This window comes from Pseudarthrobacter siccitolerans (genome assembly GCF_001046895.1).
In the GTDB taxonomy this organism is placed as follows: Bacteria; Actinomycetota; Actinomycetes; order Actinomycetales; family Micrococcaceae; genus Arthrobacter; species Arthrobacter siccitolerans.
In genome coordinates, this window is record NZ_CAQI01000053.1 from 444,474 (window position 1) to 461,465 (window position 16,992).

Annotated in this window: 20 protein-coding genes; 6 read left to right on the forward strand and 14 right to left on the reverse strand. The window is 65.6% G+C overall.

Translation table 11 applies throughout. The features are described 5' to 3' along the window. The first annotated feature begins 123 nt into the window (after positions 1-123). Positions 124-621, forward strand: a complete 498-nt coding sequence (locus ARTSIC4J27_RS19195; protein WP_050056774.1) for a DUF6328 family protein — start codon at positions 124-126, stop codon at positions 619-621. 148 nt (positions 622-769) lie between these two features. Continuing rightward, a complete protein-coding gene (locus ARTSIC4J27_RS19200) occupies positions 770-1,081 on the forward strand; it encodes a hypothetical protein (protein WP_050056775.1) in 312 nt (103 codons plus the stop codon). Positions 1,082-1,112: 31 nt separating this feature from the next. Here the strand turns inward: ARTSIC4J27_RS19200 and ARTSIC4J27_RS19205 are convergent, their stop codons facing one another. The 5 genes from ARTSIC4J27_RS19205 to ARTSIC4J27_RS19225 form a co-directional block, all read right to left on the reverse strand. After that, positions 1,113-2,237 carry a glycerate kinase gene (locus ARTSIC4J27_RS19205; protein ID WP_050056956.1) on the reverse strand — a complete coding sequence of 375 codons (1,125 nt, stop codon included), beginning with the start codon at positions 2,235-2,237 and terminating at the stop codon, positions 1,113-1,115. Between the two features lie 105 nt (positions 2,238-2,342). Next, a complete protein-coding gene (locus ARTSIC4J27_RS19210) occupies positions 2,343-3,152 on the reverse strand; it encodes an SDR family oxidoreductase (protein ID WP_050056776.1) in 810 nt (269 codons plus the stop codon). Positions 3,153-3,222: 70 nt separating this feature from the next. Beyond that, complete coding sequence (locus ARTSIC4J27_RS19215; protein WP_050056777.1) at positions 3,223-3,642, reverse strand: hypothetical protein; 420 nt, start codon at positions 3,640-3,642, stop codon at positions 3,223-3,225. Between the two features lie 94 nt (positions 3,643-3,736). Further along, a complete protein-coding gene (locus ARTSIC4J27_RS19220) occupies positions 3,737-4,186 on the reverse strand; it encodes a hypothetical protein (protein WP_200900857.1) in 450 nt (149 codons plus the stop codon). A gap of 143 nt (positions 4,187-4,329) precedes the next feature. Continuing rightward, the gene (locus tag ARTSIC4J27_RS19225) at positions 4,330-5,103 is read right to left on the reverse strand and encodes a class I SAM-dependent methyltransferase (RefSeq protein WP_083435534.1); all 774 of its coding nucleotides are present in this window, start codon (positions 5,101-5,103) and stop codon (positions 4,330-4,332) included. A gap of 191 nt (positions 5,104-5,294) precedes the next feature. Between ARTSIC4J27_RS19225 and ARTSIC4J27_RS19230 the strand changes: the two genes are divergently transcribed. The 3 genes from ARTSIC4J27_RS19230 (at position 5,295) to ARTSIC4J27_RS19240 (ending at position 9,759) form a co-directional block, all read left to right on the forward strand. Next, positions 5,295-6,974, forward strand: coding sequence for an ATP-binding protein (locus ARTSIC4J27_RS19230; protein ID WP_050056779.1), 1,680 nt, complete (start codon positions 5,295-5,297; stop codon positions 6,972-6,974). A gap of 19 nt (positions 6,975-6,993) precedes the next feature. Further along, positions 6,994-8,526: a putative bifunctional diguanylate cyclase/phosphodiesterase gene (locus ARTSIC4J27_RS19235; protein ID WP_050056780.1), complete on the forward strand. Its 1,533-nt coding sequence runs from the start codon at positions 6,994-6,996 to the stop codon at positions 8,524-8,526. 171 nt (positions 8,527-8,697) lie between these two features. Next, positions 8,698-9,759: an EAL domain-containing protein gene (locus ARTSIC4J27_RS19240; RefSeq protein ID WP_235436766.1), complete on the forward strand. Its 1,062-nt coding sequence runs from the start codon at positions 8,698-8,700 to the stop codon at positions 9,757-9,759. Positions 9,760-9,818: 59 nt separating this feature from the next. On the opposite strand, the gene ARTSIC4J27_RS19245 is transcribed toward ARTSIC4J27_RS19240, so the two are convergent. After that, entirely contained in the window at positions 9,819-10,064 is a 246-nt protein-coding gene (locus ARTSIC4J27_RS19245; RefSeq protein ID WP_050056781.1) for a DUF6480 family protein, read from the reverse strand. Positions 10,065-10,202: 138 nt separating this feature from the next. On the opposite strand from ARTSIC4J27_RS19245, the gene ARTSIC4J27_RS19250 reads away from it, so the two are divergent. Beyond that, on the forward strand, positions 10,203-10,667 hold the full coding sequence (locus ARTSIC4J27_RS19250; protein ID WP_050056782.1) for a hypothetical protein: 465 nt from the start codon (positions 10,203-10,205) through the stop codon (positions 10,665-10,667). A gap of 4 nt (positions 10,668-10,671) precedes the next feature. On the opposite strand, the gene ARTSIC4J27_RS19255 is transcribed toward ARTSIC4J27_RS19250, so the two are convergent. From ARTSIC4J27_RS19255 to ARTSIC4J27_RS19290, 8 genes are all read right to left on the reverse strand, one after another. Next, a complete protein-coding gene (locus tag ARTSIC4J27_RS19255; protein ID WP_050056783.1) occupies positions 10,672-11,484 on the reverse strand; it encodes a glycerophosphodiester phosphodiesterase in 813 nt (270 codons plus the stop codon). Positions 11,485-11,533: 49 nt separating this feature from the next. Beyond that, positions 11,534-11,782, reverse strand: a complete 249-nt coding sequence (locus ARTSIC4J27_RS22605; protein WP_050056784.1) for a hypothetical protein — start codon at positions 11,780-11,782, stop codon at positions 11,534-11,536. Positions 11,783-11,879: 97 nt separating this feature from the next. After that, a complete protein-coding gene (locus ARTSIC4J27_RS19265; RefSeq protein ID WP_200900858.1) occupies positions 11,880-12,698 on the reverse strand; it encodes an HAD family hydrolase in 819 nt (272 codons plus the stop codon). A gap of 9 nt (positions 12,699-12,707) precedes the next feature. Continuing rightward, positions 12,708-12,971: a hypothetical protein gene (locus ARTSIC4J27_RS23280; RefSeq protein WP_050056786.1), complete on the reverse strand. Its 264-nt coding sequence runs from the start codon at positions 12,969-12,971 to the stop codon at positions 12,708-12,710. Further along, a complete protein-coding gene (locus tag ARTSIC4J27_RS19275; RefSeq protein WP_235436768.1) occupies positions 12,968-13,981 on the reverse strand; it encodes an acyl-CoA dehydrogenase family protein in 1,014 nt (337 codons plus the stop codon). The genes ARTSIC4J27_RS23280 and ARTSIC4J27_RS19275 overlap by 4 nt, the downstream gene beginning before the upstream one ends. 29 nt (positions 13,982-14,010) lie before the next feature. Continuing rightward, the gene (locus ARTSIC4J27_RS19280; RefSeq protein WP_083435536.1) at positions 14,011-14,715 is read right to left on the reverse strand and encodes a GTP cyclohydrolase II; all 705 of its coding nucleotides are present in this window, start codon (positions 14,713-14,715) and stop codon (positions 14,011-14,013) included. Positions 14,716-14,806: 91 nt separating this feature from the next. After that, entirely contained in the window at positions 14,807-15,628 is an 822-nt protein-coding gene (locus tag ARTSIC4J27_RS19285) for an IclR family transcriptional regulator (protein ID WP_235436770.1), read from the reverse strand. A gap of 79 nt (positions 15,629-15,707) precedes the next feature. Then, a complete protein-coding gene (locus ARTSIC4J27_RS19290) occupies positions 15,708-16,961 on the reverse strand; it encodes an aminopeptidase P family protein (protein ID WP_050056788.1) in 1,254 nt (417 codons plus the stop codon). Between the last annotated feature and the right edge of the window lie 31 nt (positions 16,962-16,992).

Here is a 16,992-nt window from a genome sequence, read left to right on the forward strand (position 1 = left end):
CGTTCAGTTCCAATAATCAGTAAACTTATCAAATGGTGGCGGCGGCGCAACGTTGCCCTTGTTTTTGGGTAGCTAAGGGGTAGAAAGATACCCAGGGACTGGTTGGGGCAGGAAGGAGAGGCAATGTCGGACGTGGAGGATTACACCGGCAGGACGGGCAGGAATGAGACCCGCGAGGAACAGTTGGACCGCAACTGGGCTGAACTGCTCCAGGAGATGCGGGTGCTGCAGATGGGCGTGCAGATCCTCGCCGGCTTCCTGCTGACACTGCCCTTCCAGGAGCGGTTTGAAGACCTTGATGACTTCCAGATCACCCTCTACCTGACGAACGTGGTGGTCGCTGCGCTGACCACAGCGCTCATTCTTTTGCCGGTGAGTGTCCACCGGCGGCTTTTCCGGAAGCGGCTCAAGGAAACCCTGGTCTCCAGCGGTGACACCATCGCCAAGATCACCCTTGCCGGAATCGCGCTGCTGAGCGCCGGCACTGCCGCCCTGGTCTTTGACGTGACCGCCGGACGCTCAGCCGGCCTCACCGCCGGCGGAGCGCTGATGGCCGTGATGCTGGTCCTGCTGGTCTACGTTCCCATCCACCTGAACAAGCGGGCTGAAGCGGCCAGGTAACGGCACCCCTGGACAGCGCGGGCCAGCGCCGCACTCCGGATCTGCCCCGGATACTCCGTCACACCACGTTTCCGTCCAGCGACAACATGTGTCCCCTTACCAGCCAGGCGGCCGGACAACCAGCCGCTGACAACGACAGGAGAAACATATGAAAACACTTTTGAGGACTGCCTTGGCGGCCCTGCTGCTCCTTGCCGCGCCGGCACTTTCAGTCGGCGCGGCCCACGCCTCGATGGCGCCCGGCAGTGCGGGGACCACCGTTGCGATCTCGGCCGCGTCTCCCACGCCATCCCCCGGCGATACCGCTTCCACCGGCCCGGCCAATCCGGGAACCGGCGAATCAGCCGCAAACGAGTCCACCCGGCTCGATTACACCCCATGGTTCATCGGCGCGGTGGTCCTGGCCACCCTGATAGTGATCCTCATCTGGCGCCGCCGCCGCAACACCACCATTGTTTAGCGGGACAAGTGTGTAACAGCAGGGAGTTCAGCTAGGCGCCTTCAAGTACCTGGCTTGTTGCCCAGGCCAGGTACTTGGCGGCGTTGGCCACCGCGTCCTGGGGGCTTGAAGCCACGTCCAGCAACTGGGCGGCGGCAACCACGCCGTGCCCGGCGAGGTCTTCCGGGGTGACCAGGATCCTGCCGGCCACCACAATCACCGGGATACCCCGCTCTCGGGCCGCATCCGCGAGCGCGATCGGGGCTTTTCCGGTCAGCGACTGGCCGTCCATGGACCCTTCACCGGTGATCACCAGGTCTGCCGCGGACAGCTGGTCCGCCAGGCCGGTGAGTCCCGCCACCAGCGCGAAGCCGCCTTCCAGCGCGGCGTCGGTGAAGGCAAGGAACGACGCCGGGAACCCGCCGGCCGCGCCCGCTCCCTCGACGTTGACGTCCCGGCCCGTTGCCTCCCGCAGGAGGGATGCCCAGTTGCGCAGGCCGGCGTCGAGCAGTTCCACGGCCTCCTCGTCCGCGCCCTTCTGGGGCGAAAAGACGTGGGCGGCTCCCAGGGCTCCGTACAGCGGGTTGCGTACGTCGACGGCGATGCGGAAAGTGGTGGCGGCCAGGCGGGGGTCGAGTTCGGAGACGTCCAGCGCCACGACGTCAGCGAGTGAACCGCCACCCAGCGGCACAACGTTTCCGGCTGCGTCCAGCGGCTTCAGGCCGAGGGCGCGCAGGGCGCCGCTGCCGGCGTCGGTCATTGCCGATCCGCCGAGCCCCAGGACGATTTCCGTGGCCCCGGCGTCCAGGGCGGCCGCGATCAGCTGGCCGCAGCCGTAGCTGTGGGCGCGCAGGGCATTGGCGGGAGTGGGTTCCATCCCGGCCAGGCCGGAGGCCTGCGCGGTTTCGATCACGGCGGTGACCTTGCCGCCGTCGGCCTTCCTGATGGCCCACGCCGCGCCCACGGGGGCAAGGATGGGGCCCACTACGGCATTGATGCGCTCCTCGTAACCCGCTGCCACCGCGGCTTCCAGGGTGCCCTCGCCGCCGTCGGCAATGGGGAACTGGGTGGCAACGGCGTCCGGGTAGACGCGCAACGCGCCCTCGGCAATCGCGGCGGCCGCTTCAGCGGCCGTGAGGGAACCTTTGAACTTGTCCGGAGCAATAAGAATGCGCATGGGCTCCATCATGCCAGCCAGAACCTGGAAAGCGCTTGCCCGCTCCGTAATGCAGACACGCGCCCACCGTCGAAGCAGCTGACTCCCGGAAGGCAGGACGCGCGGCTACCCCTGCCGCCAATCATGGCTGGTAATGTGCGAGCCGGCCTGAGGACCCATCTGCAGCATGCCGCCATCCACGGCCCAGGACGCCCCGTTCACGTAGCTCGAAGCGGGAGACGCAAGGAAGGCGATCACAGCGGCGATTTCCCGGGCATCACCGGGCCGGCCCAGGGGAACACCGGGCCTGTCCTTCGTGGTGGGGTCTTCATCCTCCTGCCCCGTCATGGGCGTTGCTATTTCGCCGGGGGCCACACTGTTGGCCGTAATGCCGTGTTCGGCAAGTTCCAGGGCGAGGGTTTTCATGAGCCCGCCCAGCCCATGTTTGGAAGCATCATAGGCGGACGATCCCACCCGGGGCTGGAATTCGTGGACGCTGGTCACCGCAATAAGCCGCCCTCCCCTGCCTGCGTGGACCATGCGCCGGGCGGCCGCCTGAAGGCAGACGAACGCGCCATTGAGGTTGGTGTCGAGGGTTTGCATCCAGGTCTCGACGTCGAGATCCAGGAACTTTGTCCCGTCACCGGCGCCCGCGTTGTTGACAAAAACGTCCACGCCGCCGAGTTCTTCCGCCAGTTCGTCGATGACGGCGCCCGCGCCCTGGAGGTCGGTGGTGTCCAGGCGGCGCACCACGGCCTTGCGCCCCAGACCGCGGATCTCTTCCGCGGTCGCCTCGGCGCCTTCCTTGTCGGAGTGCCAGGTGACGCCCACGTCCATCCCCGCTCTGGCAAGGGCCACGGCGGTGGCCTTGCCGATTCCGGAGTCTGATGCGGTGACGATGGCGGTAGTTGGGCTAAAATCCGCGGTTTCCTGCATGGTGGCTCCTTGTCACTGGGGAGGGGCGGTCTATGGCCTGGCGGCTTTGGTGATCAGGCGGCTTTGGCGATCAGGCGGGACGGCGGAGTTCGGGCGGCTCCCGGTAGCCGTCGTCGTTCGCTTCGGGCAGGCTGTCCCGCACGGCCATCAGCGGGACAGCAAAGGTCACCACTGGCCGGGGGTGGGCGTCGTCGGCAGACCTGACGGTCAGGCTCCGGGTTCCGGGCGGCACCGACGGGGTAAAGACCTGCAGGTTCCGGGAACCCAGGGTGGCCGATTCACAAAGGGAGTACTCGGTGCCGAAGTGGTCCTGGAGGATGATTTCAGGTTCCGGTTCGCCGTCGGAGGCCAGCTGGATATTGACCACCAGGCCCGTGGACCAGATCTCCACTGAGAGCACCGTAAATTCCGTGGAATCCGTGACATGCCGGCCGTAGGTGGGCGGCAGCAGCATTCCGCGGAGGGAACCGGAAGGGATAAGTTTGCGCATGATAGTTCCTGTAGTTTTGCGCCTGCCGACGACGGGACAGCGCCGGAGGTCATCCGGTGCAGGTCTTCCGGGGGTACGGCAGGACGGATGCGGCTTAGGCGTCTTCCCGGCCGGGATTTTCCAGCCGGAAGAAATTGGATTGCTGGCCGTCGCTGCGCTGTTCCTGGTAAATGAAATTCAGCTGGCGGGAGTCGAAGGTGTCAAACCATTCCTCCCAGCTGATGTGGCGAAGTTTGTCATTTTCGCCGCCGAAGTCGATCCGCAGTACCCCGAGGTGGTCGCCATGCTCCGTGCCTTCCACAGCGGCCGGAACGCCGTCCCGCTCCTCCGCCCACTGCCTGATGACTTCATGGTGCGTGGTGACCAGGCTGCGGCCCTCGCGCTCCGGTTCATCCTCAGTTGAGGTGACTTCCTGTGAGTACTTCAAGGATTTCGATGTTTCCGGGCCGGTGCGCATCTTCCCGCCGTCGGGTCCGGGGCCCAGATCTTCTTCGTCCTGGTCCGCTTCAGCTTCGCGCGTCTTGTTGCCTTTGTCTTCTGCCATGATGGCCATCCTTTCCCCTGGAGGTAACTAGTAAGTCTACTTACTATGGAGCCTCCCGACCAGCCTTCGTGTCAAGGGGCGGGCCCGGCCGCGCAGCGTCCGCCGGGGCCCGGCCGCGCAGCGTCCGCCGGGGCCCGGGACAGTTAGGGCCGCGGGCGCAGAACCGCGTAATAGCCGGGGATCCGGCTCTGCGCGGCAACGTCCGTCATCTGGTTGGTCTCGATGACGACGCTGCCATCCTCGAGCAGGTCCCAGCTCTCGCCGGGCAGGACGCGGGAGCGCTCGGCAGGACCGAAATGGCCGGGCATCGGCAGTTCCCGGATGGCCCGTTCAAGAGGGGCCGGGATGCCCTTGGGGGTGGCTCCCAGGTGCGCCACATAGTCCACCGGGTTGCCCTGGAAGTTGGTCTCGGTGAGGAAGACCGTGCCGCAACTGCCGGCCAGGACCCGGAGGTTCTCCACCAGTGCCGCCTGGTCGCCGGGACTGAGCACGTGAAGCACGCCGCGGATGAAAATGTTCGCGCCGCGTTCGCCCGCCAACCCGCGGGCGGCGTCGGGTGCCGTCATGTCCCGTGCTTCGTAGCGGACGCGGCCTGCCGGGCCGTCCAGCGCTTCGGACTCGGCGCGGGCCCGGGTCACTGCGTGGGCTGATACGTCCACACCGATGACATCGCGGAAGGTGCCGGCCAGTGCACGCGTGAAGCTACCGTGTCCACAGCCCACGTCAACCACGGGAAGATCCGGATCCAGGTAGCGCAGCAGCACCTCCCGGTAGCCCATGAACTCATGGTCCCGGCCCGAATCCCACAGCACCTCGCCGCCCGGGCCTGTCGACTTGATGCCCGCCCAGTACTTGTCCCACGCCAGCCGCCTGTCCTTGGGCGCGGAACGGGACAGCCTGGCAAGCTTGGGGATCATCAGGTACTTCTGCCAGGAAGCGCGCACCGGTTTTACTGGGGAGGACACAGTCCAAATATATGCCGCGCAGCATCAGGCAGGCGGTTTGCAGGCCCGACGGCGGTTCGCCGCCGGTCCGCAAGGGGCATTGTTCCGTCACGCTGGTGCGATGTGCAGCTTCCAAGGGACCATCCGGGACGAGCCGCCCTACAATGTACTCAACTGGGAGCGAAGGGGGCATTGTGGCGGCTGATTTGCCGTGGGACCCGTCTGTGCCACGCACCGCTTATGTAGCGGACCCCGACGACGGGCGCCTGGCTTTGAATGCGCAGGCACTGCACGAGGCTGGTTACGAGGTGCGCACAGCGCGCGATGCCCACGGCCTCGCCGGCTTGCTGGCTGCAGGCGAACCATCGGTCATCGTTGTGGACACGTCCCTGTCCGCCGTTGAAGCAGAGGCACCCGTCCTGGTGATGGTGGACCTGGACAGCCCGGCGGAGCTGGCAGCCATGCAGCCTCCCGGCGTCCACGACTGCATTGCCAAACCCCCGCCGCCCAAGGAACTGGTGCACCGGGCCAGCGCCCTCATCAGCCAGGTGTCCAGGCGCAAAATTGCCCGGCAGGAGGCCGAGGCTCTCCGTGAACAGCTCCGGCTGGTATCCGCAGCCGTACGCGGGACGAATAATCCGCAGGAGATCGCCAACCATGTGGTCACTGGTTTTGGGGAAACCTTTAAGGCTGACCACGTCCGGCTGACCACCTTTGAGGACGAGCGGGTTCCCCGCATCAATGCCACGTGGACCCGGCCCGGCCTTGAACCGCTGGCGGACGCATCGCTGCCGGACGAAGCATCTGCGCGCCAGACCGCGGACATGCTGTGGGCCGGGGCCGAAACGCTCTCCTCCGAGGCGTCCGAGGAGGAGGGGCACACCGGCGAATCCGCTGGCACCCGGCACCTTGGCCCCGCCGCCTCGTTGCTGGCGGTGCCGGTGGGTGAGGGCAATTCCTCACTGGGCATCATTTGGATCGTTATGCTGGACCAGCCGCGGCAATGGTCCCGGGCCGAGCTCGGCCTGATCCAGCACGTCGCCGGCAATGCCGCACACGGGCTGATCCAGAGCCACCTGATCAGCAGCCAGCAGCAGGTGGTCAAGCAGCTGCAACAGCTTGACAAGGCAAAGACGGATTTCCTCGCCACCGTCAACCACGAGCTGAGGACGCCGCTGACGTCCATCATGGCGTACCTGGACATGATCCAGGAAAGTACCGAGCAGCCTGTTTCGCCCGAGGTCCACCAGATGCTGGACATTGTTGTCCGCAACACCGAGCGGCTCCGCATGCTGATCGAGGACATGCTGAGCGTGTCCCGCAACGGCCTCGAGGACAACCTGATGCATCTCACCCCGGTGCGGCTGGGGCAGACGCTGGACCTGGTGGCCGGGGCGCTGCGGCCCCTGGCCCAGCTGCAGAACGTCACTATCGCCGTGGATCCTGCTCCCGAGGACCCTGAGATCCTGGCCGATGAGGTGCAGTTGCAGCAGGTGTTCACCAATCTGGTGTCCAACGCCATCAAGTTCACGCCCAGCGGCGGCCGGATCGAGGTGGGCAGCGAATCGCACGCCGCGGCGGACGGCACCCGGTGGGCAACCATCAGCGTGGCTGACACCGGCATCGGCATTTCCAGCGAGGAAATCGACCACGTCTTTACCCGGTTCTACCGCGCGTCCAATGCCATGTCCGGAGCCATTCCCGGTACCGGGCTGGGACTGGCGATCACCAAGGACATCGTGGCCCGCCACGGGGGCCACATCGACGTGGCTTCCACGCTGGGCGCCGGCACCACCGTCACCGTGAGCCTTCCGTTGGATGCCGACCGCCACCAGGCCAACTGAGCACGGAAGGGAGGAACCGATGTTTGCCGACAACGACCCCCGGCTTTCCCAACTGCTCGAAGGTATTGTCCGGCTGGCATCGGGAGACCTCAGCTCGCGGATAGAAGTATCGGAAGCCCGGGACGAGCTGGATGCCATCATCATGGGCACCAACCTCCTGGCCGAGGATCTGCAGATCATCTACGAGGAACTCGAGCAACGGGTGCAGGTGCGCACCCAGCTCCTGCACGAAGCGCACCTGGAGATGCAGAAAATGGCCATGCAGGACCCCCTGACGGGCCTGGCCAACCGGTCTGCGCTCATCGACGCCCTCAGATCCGCCATCGAGGACGATGACGCGGAGGAGGGGCCCGTGATCCTGCTGATGGACCTTGACGCCTTCAAGTCCATCAACGACAGCGCGGGGCATACCGCCGGCGACAAAGTACTGATCACCGTAGGTGAACGGATCCGCGCCGCAGTGCGTGAGACCGACGTCGTGGCCCGGCTGGGCGGGGACGAGTTCGCGATCGTGATGCCGGGTGTCACCGCAGACCAGGCGGCAGTGGTGGGGCACCGCATCCTGGCATCGTTGAATGAACCCATAGAGCTTTCGGGGCGCAGCCTGCGCTGCGGCGCCAGCATCGGGCTGAGCGTTGGCGGTGCGGGCCAAACTCCTGAGGACATGCTTATGGAGGCCGACGTCGCCATGTATGCCTCCAAGGCCGAGGGGCAGCACAGGCTGCACCGGTTCGAACCCGGCCTCCTGCTGGTCCGGCGGCTCCGCAGCCAGCTGGTGGAAGACCTCCGGAACGCCATCAGGACCGACGGACTGACGCTGCACTACCAGCCCGTGGTGGAGCTGGGCTCGGGCCGGATCGAAGGCGTGGAGGCACTGGTCCGCTGGAACCACCCCACCCGCGGGCTCATTATGCCGGACGAGTTCATTCCGCTGGCCGAGGAAGCCGGGCTGATCTCCGAGCTGGGGCTGTGGGTGCTGCGGACGGCGGTGCACCAGTTGCGGAAATGGATTGACGGGCACTTGGTGGACCAGCGCTTCTCGGTCCGGATCAACATCTCCGCAACGGACCTGCAAAGCCTGCAGTTCATCGAGGATGTCCGGAACGTCCTCAAGGAAACCGGGGTGGGGCCGGACCAAGTGGTCCTGGAACTGACTGAGGTAGCCATCGTCAAGGGCAACGAGCTGGACCGTTACTCCCTGGGCGGGTTGCGCGGGCTGGGCGTGGGCATCGAAATTGATGATTTCGGCACCGGCTATTCGTCTATCAGCTACCTCCGCCGACTGCCGGTGGACCGCGTGAAGGTGGACCGTTCGCTGATTGACGGGCTGGGCAGCGATCCCAAGCAACCGGCCCTGGTGGCGGCCGTCCTGCAGCTCATCCGGGCATGCGGGCTGGAGGCCGTCTGGGAGGGCGTGGAAACCGCGGAACAGGCCGAGATCCTCCGGGGCCTGGGCTGCCTGAGTGCGCAGGGCTATTACTTCAGCAGGCCCGTTCCGCCGGAGCAGGTCCCCGACCTGCTGGCAGCCCAGCCGGAAAGCGCTAACCAGTAAATCGAAAACTACTGCGCTTTTGCCCACCCCGATATACGATCATCGTGCTGGGTCTGTTTTATATCGCCGTGATATTGCGGCTTGCCAGCAGCATTGGACTTTTTAGAAGCGGTAGAAATTGAACAACAAAGGGCCACTGGGTCATTACTTCGTCAACTGGGGGCGTAGCTAATGTCGGTTCGTGTACAGGCGTGGGGAATCATTGCCGCTGTTTTAGCGGATCCGGATCCGTCCGGCGCAGCAGTCCGGCAACGCCTCAGCAAGAGCCTCGATGAGAATCCCGGCGTGCCCGAAAGGGCGTTGCTGGAGTATCTCCTGGAGACGCGCCGCAGCGACGCAAACACTGTTGAGACGCTGGACAGCGCCAGGAAAATGCGCCTGGAGTCAACCGCCATTCCGCCGCAGCTCGCTGAACAAATAGACGCGATCCGCAGCATGTCGCGGATCAGCGCCTTGCTTGAGAGCCACATGCTGATGACGGCTTTCCAGCCCATTTACGGGCTGGCGGACGAAACCGTGGTGGGGGTCGAAGCGTTGTCGCGCTTTGTCAGCGATGACGGCGCGGCTGCTGAATTGTGGTTCGCGGAAGCAGCCGCGGTTGGCCTGGGTGCAAACCTGGAGTTTTCCGCCCTGGGATCCGCCGCCGCCGCAGCCCGGGACCTTCCGGAGAACCTGTACGTCTCCCTGAACATTTCGCCCACGTCGTGCCTGGACCCGCGGCTCCCGGAGCTGTTCGAGCACATCGAGCTTCCCATCAACCGGGTGGTGCTCGAACTGACGGAATCGGTCAGCGACGAGGAGTACCCGCAGTTCATCGCGGCCATCAATCCGTTGCGCGAGCAGGGCCTGCGCCTCGCTGTTGACGACACCCACCCGGGCGCCGGCGCGCTGAGCCGGATGGTGCACCTGCGGCCGGACTTTTTGAAGGTGGGCCGGAACGTCATCGGGGATGTGGACAACGACGGCATCCAGCGTGCCCTTGCCGGCTGCCTGGTGGACTTCGCCGAGCAGATCGGCACCACCCTGATCGCTGAGGGCATCGAGACGGTGGGCGAACTCAAGGTCCTCACGGAGCTGGGCATCAGCGCCGGCCAGGGCTATCTCCTGGGCCGGCCCTCCGTCAGGCCGCAGGACTGGGCAAGCTGGAACACCAGGCTGGATATGGACGGCCTGAAGCGCCAGCTCGTAGGCCCTGAACAGGGCAGCCACGTTCCACCCAAAGAGTCCCGCTGACCCAAGCGCCATTGACGCAATCACGCTGACCCCAGTTCCCCTGGGGTCAGCCGGCCTGGCTACTCGTCGTGGCCCTGGTCCGCGCTCATCTGGTCCTCGGCCGGCGGCGTCTCGCCGGGAGGAACTCCCCCGCCGGGCTCCAGCCCGGTGACGTTGCCTTCCGCCGGGTCCGGGTTCGGCGAGCCCGCAGAGTCCCTGCCTCCCTTGGACCCGGCTGGACCTGCGCCTGAGTGACCAGCGGCTGGCTGGTCCTTGCCCGGCTGGTCAGGATTCGCGGGTTCGTTTTCCGGATGGTAGCTGCTCACGGTAGTTGTCCTTCCTGTCCGGCCGGGGCCTGTTGCCTCAGCTCTGGACTAATTGTAAGCATGCTGATAATTCTGGAAGGGTAATGTTCCGGCGATCCACTGGGGGCGCCGGCGCGCGATGTCGGAAGGAGCAGTCACATGGGTATCGGCGACAGCATCGGCAAGGCAGCAGAAAACGCCATGGAGGATCTCGCCGGGACAAGCGATCCCGTCGAGAAACGGGATGTTCCTGACCCCTCGGATCCTAACAGCGACGTGGAGGTCCACTCCTCCCTCAGTGAGGGTTCGAATGCCATGGAAGCCGAGAAGCAAAAAGCCCCTGGGCTGAAGGCAGGAGCCGCTCCGGGTCCGGTATCGGAATCACCCTTCGGCGGGGATGTTGATGACCGCCGCGATGACCAGGCAAATGACGACGACGGCGGCCTGGCGGGCAGCGCGTCCGCTCCCGGCGGGGCAGCAGGGTCAGCAGGCGCCGGCGGGACGGGGAACGTTTCCGGCGTCGCCGGCGGATTGCCGGACAGTAACCCTGACGAACTGCGGGCCGATCCAACCGAAGGCGACCAGGACCCGTCCACCAGCACGGGCCGGGACCTGAAGGAATAGCCGGTCAGTCCGGCTCCCCGCCCCGCCACTCACCGCGTTCGAGGAGCACGTCGCGGAGCAGGTCCGCGCGGTCGGTGACGAGTCCATCGACGCCCAGTTCCAGCAGGCGGCGCATCTGAGCGGGATCGTTGATGGTCCAGACGTGGACCATCAACCCCAGCCCGTGGGCGCGCCGGATAAAGCCGGGTGTGACAACTTCGATGCCGCTCCTGCGCGCAGGTACTTGGAGCGCCTGGACGTTCCAGAGGATCCGGCGCATGGTCCAGCGGAAAACTGGCCCGGGCAATACCCGCCCCAGCACAACAAACAAGGCCACGGGCACTACGCCGGCCGACGACGCGACCGGCCGGCTCAGCCGCTTCAGGACCGCCCGCCGCCGCCGTTCAGAAAAGCTGGTGACCAGCACCCGGTGGTGCGCCTGGTGGCGTTCGATGGCCGCGGCAAGGCTTGCGACCGAGTTCCGGTCCTTGACGTCGACGTTGAGGCGCACGCCGGGCAGCCCGCCAATAAGGTCGTCGAAGGTGGGCACGGGCTCGCGTCCGCCGATCTGCGCCCGTGCCACGTCGGCAGCGGCCAGGTCCGCGACCCGGCCGGTCCCGTCGGTCACCCTGTCCAGTGTGTCGTCATGGAAAACGAACACCACGCCGTCCGCGGTGGTGTGGACGTCCGTCTCGAGGTACTGGTAACCGAGCTCGACGGCGGCGCGGAACGCTGCCATGGAGTTCTCCAGCCCTTCCCGGGAAAAGCCGCGATGGGCCATGGCAACCGGCAGCTGCCGCCCGCTGGCGTCAGGGCTGGCAAAGAACGGCAAGGTCACCCTGCGAGCGTACCCGAGCCGGGAGGCGGCGGGACCTTGCCGCCACCGCTCAGCCTTCTTCCGGAAGAATCTCCACGCCGTCGCTGCAGTGCAGCAGCGTTCGCCCGCGGCCGCCGTCGAGGTTGACCCATACCGCAGAGTGGTCCCCGGTGACGGCGTCCACCAGGCCGCCGGTTTCGAAGCCGGGTGTGAGCACCACCCGGACGCGGTCACCCTCCCGCAGCTGCTTCCAGTGCGGAGCCGGTGTTGCCGTGTGTAGCGGCGCATCAACGGCGCTGGGTTTTGCGTTTCGTGCCATCGTTTACCCCTTGAGCCAAAAAGGGGAGGTGTCGCCCCCTGCCTCCACCGTAAGGAACAAAGGTGAACGCCAGGTGAGCGTAACCTGTGAAAAGACCTCAGGGAAGCTGGACGCCAAGCGAAGCGAGCCTTGCCTCCAGGACCTGGGCCACGCCGTCGTCGTCAAAATGCGGTGCCTGCTGCCCCGCAGCCAGGATGGCTTCCGGATGACCGCTGGCCATCGCATAGCCATGGCCGGCCCAGCGGAGCATCTCGATATCGTTTGGCATGTCGCCGAAGGCCACAACGTCAGCCGCGTCTATGCCCAGCGAGGTGGCGTATTCCGCCAGCGTGACCGCCTTGTTGACGCCTGGAAGGCAGAGCTCGAGCATGGCCACGCCCGGTGACGAGTGGGTAACTGCCGCCAGATGTCCGACGGCGGGCCGCACCTCCGCGAGGAAGTCGTCCGGGGTGCCCTCCCGCACGATTGCCAGGAACTTCACCACCGAATCATCCGTGGCGAGCGTTTCGGCGAGCGGCGCCGGGGTGAACTCGCTGAGGAGTTCACTGGACCCGTTTTCAATGAAGCCCGGTTCAAGGTGGAAACCGGTCAGTGTTTCCGCGGCGAACAGGGCGGCCGGGCGGAGCTCCTTGATGATGCGGCGGACCTCCAGCACGGTATCGATGGCCAGGGTGCGGGCGGAGACCAGCTGTTCGGTTTCGAGGTCCCAGACCACGGCGCCGTTGGAGCAGATGACGGTGCCGGTGTGGCCCAGCCGGTCCTGCAGTGGGTGCAGCCAGCGCGGCGGACGGCCGGTAACAAAAACGAGTTCGACGCCGGCGTCGCGGCAGGCGTGGAAGGCGCGGACGGTGCGGTCACTGATTTTTCCGTCGTGTCCAAGGATCGTTCCGTCAATATCGCTCGCTACCAACCGCATCATGCAAGTCTACGTGGCTGTCCCCTGCTGGAAGCTTGCGAGGGTGAGCCCCAGGCCCAGGAGGCCTCGGCCTGCCTGCTCAAGGATCGGATCGGTGGCCAGTGTCGGATGGTTGAGCAGGACGCTGACGTCGCGCTGGATCCGCTGGAGGGGATGTGCAAGCCGGTGGGCGCTGCCGCCGGAGCCGGCCATGATCATGGTGACAGCCTGCGCGGACGCCTCGCCGCTCAGGGCAAAGGACAACCGGTATTGCGCCTTTTCCTCCTCGGTCATTCCCGCGCCCGATACCTGCCCCGGATGCCGCCGGTGGGAAGCTGCCAAACGCGCCGCAGCCGTGCGGTTGTGACCAGCCCGTACGCCTGGGCATACCGGGCCTGTGCGAGCGGCGAATCACCCTGGCGGTTCTCCACCGTGTTCTTGACCTTGCGCTTGAGCATCTGTCCGCGGAACAGTTCCAGGGCATATTCCGCCGCGCCCAGGGCAGCGGACGGTGCCACGATGTTCAGGAGCGTGGCCATGGTCGTATGGATCATTGGATCCGGATGGATCCGGCTGCCGGGATTGTCCGCAGCGGCCAGGAGCGACCACTCCACGGCCCTGTGGGCGGGAACGAACAGCCCCTCGGCATGGATGTCATTGCTCCCGGTGCCCCTAAGGCCGGCGGTGTGCCACGTGTCCACCACCTCCACATCATCAATGGGAACGAGGCACTGCAGCCGGACTTTGCTGCGCCCGGGCCGGTTGTGTTCAACTGCCAGAAGTGCCCACTGTGAGTGCAGCACTCCCGAGGCGAAGCTCCAGCGGCCGGTGATACGGAACCCACCGGGCACCTGCTCGGCAATACCAGGCGGCGCGCCGGTAGCGGCGGCCAGAGGATCGGGGCCCTCCGCGAAGACTTCATCCTGGGCCTCCTTGGGCCAGCGGGCGAGCATCCAGACGTGCTCGATCAGGTGCCCAGCGTTCCAGGCAGTGGAAGGGCAGCCCTGCGCCAGCCGGCGCACCACCTCGACGTAGGTTTCCACGCCCATGCCGTATCCGCCCACCCCCTTGGGCGCGAGGATTTTGAAGACGCCCGCCTCCTGCAGCTCAGCCATGGTGCTCTCGGGGATCCGCCGGAGGCGTTCCGTTTCCTCGGCACGCTCCCGCAGCGCGGGAATGAGGGCATCCACCCTGGCCAGCAGTTCTTCGTGGCTGGGGATGTGCCCGTGCACTTCGCTCAAAGCATGGAAGCCGGCATCAAGGTCCAACGCCGCAATCGCGGGGTCGTCAAGAAAAATTGTCATGTGCGGTCCTGTTCGGAAAATGGCCGGGCTCAGGCGGGCAGGTTCAGCGTGTGCCCGGTGTGGTCCCGCTTGGCTGCCAGGTAGCGGTGGTTGGCTGCGGAGAGGTGCACGCCGGTGGGAACCTGCTCGGCGACGCTGATGCCGTGGCTGCTGAGTTGCGCCGCCTTATCCGGGTTGTTGCTCAACAGCCGGATGGAGTCCACGCCCAGGGTGGTAAGCATCTGGGCGGCAGCAGTGTAGTCCCGCTCGTCCTCGCCGTGCCCCAGGGCCACGTTGGCTTCGTAGGTATCCAGGCCCGTGTCCTGGAGTGCATAGGCATCCAGCTTTGCGTAGAGACCAATTCCGCGGCCTTCCTGCCGGAGGTAGAGAAGGAAGCCGCCGGTGGCTGCAACTGCGTCGACGCCTTCGCGAAGCTGGGGACCGCAGTCGCAGCGTTCACTGCCAAAAACGTCTCCGGTGAGGCATTCACTGTGAAGCCGGACCAGCGGCGCCGGGCGCCCGGGTCCCTGTTGCAGCAATGCCTGTTCCCATTCCCCCAGCGCCAGGAGCAGGTGCTCTTTGCCATCAGCCAGTCCATGGAAGGTCATAACGTCGGCCGGGACTGTGAATCCGTCGTCGAACCGAAGCGGCACCGAAACCTGGCTCCGGACGCTGACCTTGGGCCCCGCCCCTTCACCCCACCCGCTGGCGGCGCCGGGAAAGCGGGGGACGTGCTGGTGAAGGGTTGTGGTCATGTCATTTCCTAGGGGCTTGGTTGAGTCTTCAACTAACCATACGTCCTATTGCTTGAAGCTTCAAGCATTTTCGTGAAATGACAGCAGGATCTCAGGCTTCCGCTGGAACTCCTTGCCTCGGGCCGGTACCACCCAGCCTGGCCGTGACTTTCGCCGCCGCGGCGGCACACGATTCGCCAAGTGCCTGCAGCCGGTCCTGGGACACCCGGAACCGCGGGGCCGGGATCAGCACGGCGGCCACAATCTCGCCGCGGTGGTCGAAGACGGGGGCAGCGAGCCCCACTTCGTCTATGGAGGTTTCACCGTAATTGATGGCCCAGCCGCGACGGGCGTCGTCCTTCAACCGGACCAGGTAGGCGTCCAGGCTGGGTTCGTCCAGGCCGGGGTAGGTAATGGCGCCGCTGCTGAGGAGGGACCGGACGCGGGGTTCGGGTTCCTGGGCGAGGAAGACCTGCACGGAAGCACTGAAGGCGTCACTGTAACGGGCGCCCAAAGGCGTGGTGTGCTTGATCTGGTGGCGGCTCGCGATCTGCTCCACGCAGATCGATTCATCGCCGCTCCACACCATCAGGGCACTGGTTTCGCCGGTTTGCTCGGACAGCTCGCGGAGCACGGGGTAGGCCACGCGGCGCTCCTCCAGCTCCGCCAGCAGCGGTCCTGCCACGGCAATCAGCCCGAGTCCCAGCCGGAACCGGCGCGTCTCGGCATCGCGTTCCACCAGATGCTCCTGCTCGAAGGTGGCCAGGATCCTGGAGACCGTGCTTTTGTGCAGGCCTACGCGGTTGGCGATCTCGGTGACCCCGAGGAGCGGTTCGTCCGCAGTGAAGGTCCGGAGGACGGCAACCGCGTTGACGATGACGGAAGCGCCCTTGGTGTCGCCGTTGGCTGTGCTCTCGGATGCTGTTGCGCTCATGATGTAAACCATCATTCCCTAGTGGGGGCCGAAAGCGGCGCCGGCAGGTGCCGGCGCCGCTTCGGGTGTTGGTAATGCGTCAGGCTCCGATGATGTTGTACTCGGGGCCGAACGGGAACTTGGTGATGTTCTCCGCACCGTCCTCCCCCACCACCAGGATGTCGTGTTCGCGGTAGCCGCCGGCGCCCGGCTGCCCGTCCAGGACCGTGATCATCGGTTCCATGGAAACCACCATGCCCGGTTCCAGCACAGTGTCGATGTCTTCGCGCAGTTCGAGCCCGGCTTCCCGGCCGTAGTAGTGGCTGAGGACGCCGAAGGAGTGCCCGTAGCCGAAGGTGCGGTTGGCCAGCAGGCCGTGACCGACGTAGATCTCGTTCAGCTCGGCGGCAATGTCCTTGCAGACGGCGCCGGGCTTGATGAGCTCCAGCCCGCGCTTGTGCACCTCCACGTTGATGTTCCACAGCTCCAGTGAGCGGGCATCCGGTTCGCCGTAGAACAGGGTTCGCTCGAGGGCGGTGTAGTAGCCGGACGTCATGGGGAAGCAGTTCAGGGACAGGATGTCGTGTTCCTGGATCTTGCGGGTGGTGGCCCAGTTGTGGGCGCCGTCAGTGTTGATGCCCGACTGGAACCACACCCAGGTATCGCGGATCTCCGAGTTGGGGAAGGTCCGGGCGATCTCGTGGACCATGGCCTCGGTGCCGATCAGGGCCACCTCGTATTCGGTGATGCCGGCCGTGATGGCGTTGCGGATGGCCTCGCCGCCCAGGTCGCCGATGCGTGCGCCGTGCTTGATGACTTCAATTTCTTCCGCTGACTTGATCATGCGCTGGCGCATGGCGGCCTGGGCCACGTCCACCAGGGTTGCCGACGCGAATGCGGCCTGGATCTTGTTGCGGTTGTCCAGCGGCAGCGAGTCGTCTTCTACGCCGAGGCGGCGCGGGTTGATGCCGCGGGTGCGCAGCACTTCCTGGATGGCAAAGATGTAGTTGTCCCGCCGCCAGTCCGTGTAGATGATGTTGTCGCCGTAGCTGCGGCGCCAGGGCATCCCGGCGTCGATGTTTGCTGTCACGGTGACGTTGTCATCCTTGGTGACCACCATGGCGTAGGAACGCCCGAAGGTGGTGAACAGGAAGTCGGAGTAGTACTTGATGGAGTGGTAGCTGGTCAGGACGACGGCGTCCAGTTCCTTCTCGGCCATGATGCGACGGAGGCCCGCGAGGCGCCGCTCGAACTCGGTGCCGGAGAACGTGAGGCTGACTTTCTCGCCGTTTTTGAGTACCTTCAGGCGCTCCAGTTCGGCCACGGACGTTGCGTTCTCGGTGGTGATGGTCATCGTAATGATGCCTTTCTGTTGATGCATTTCT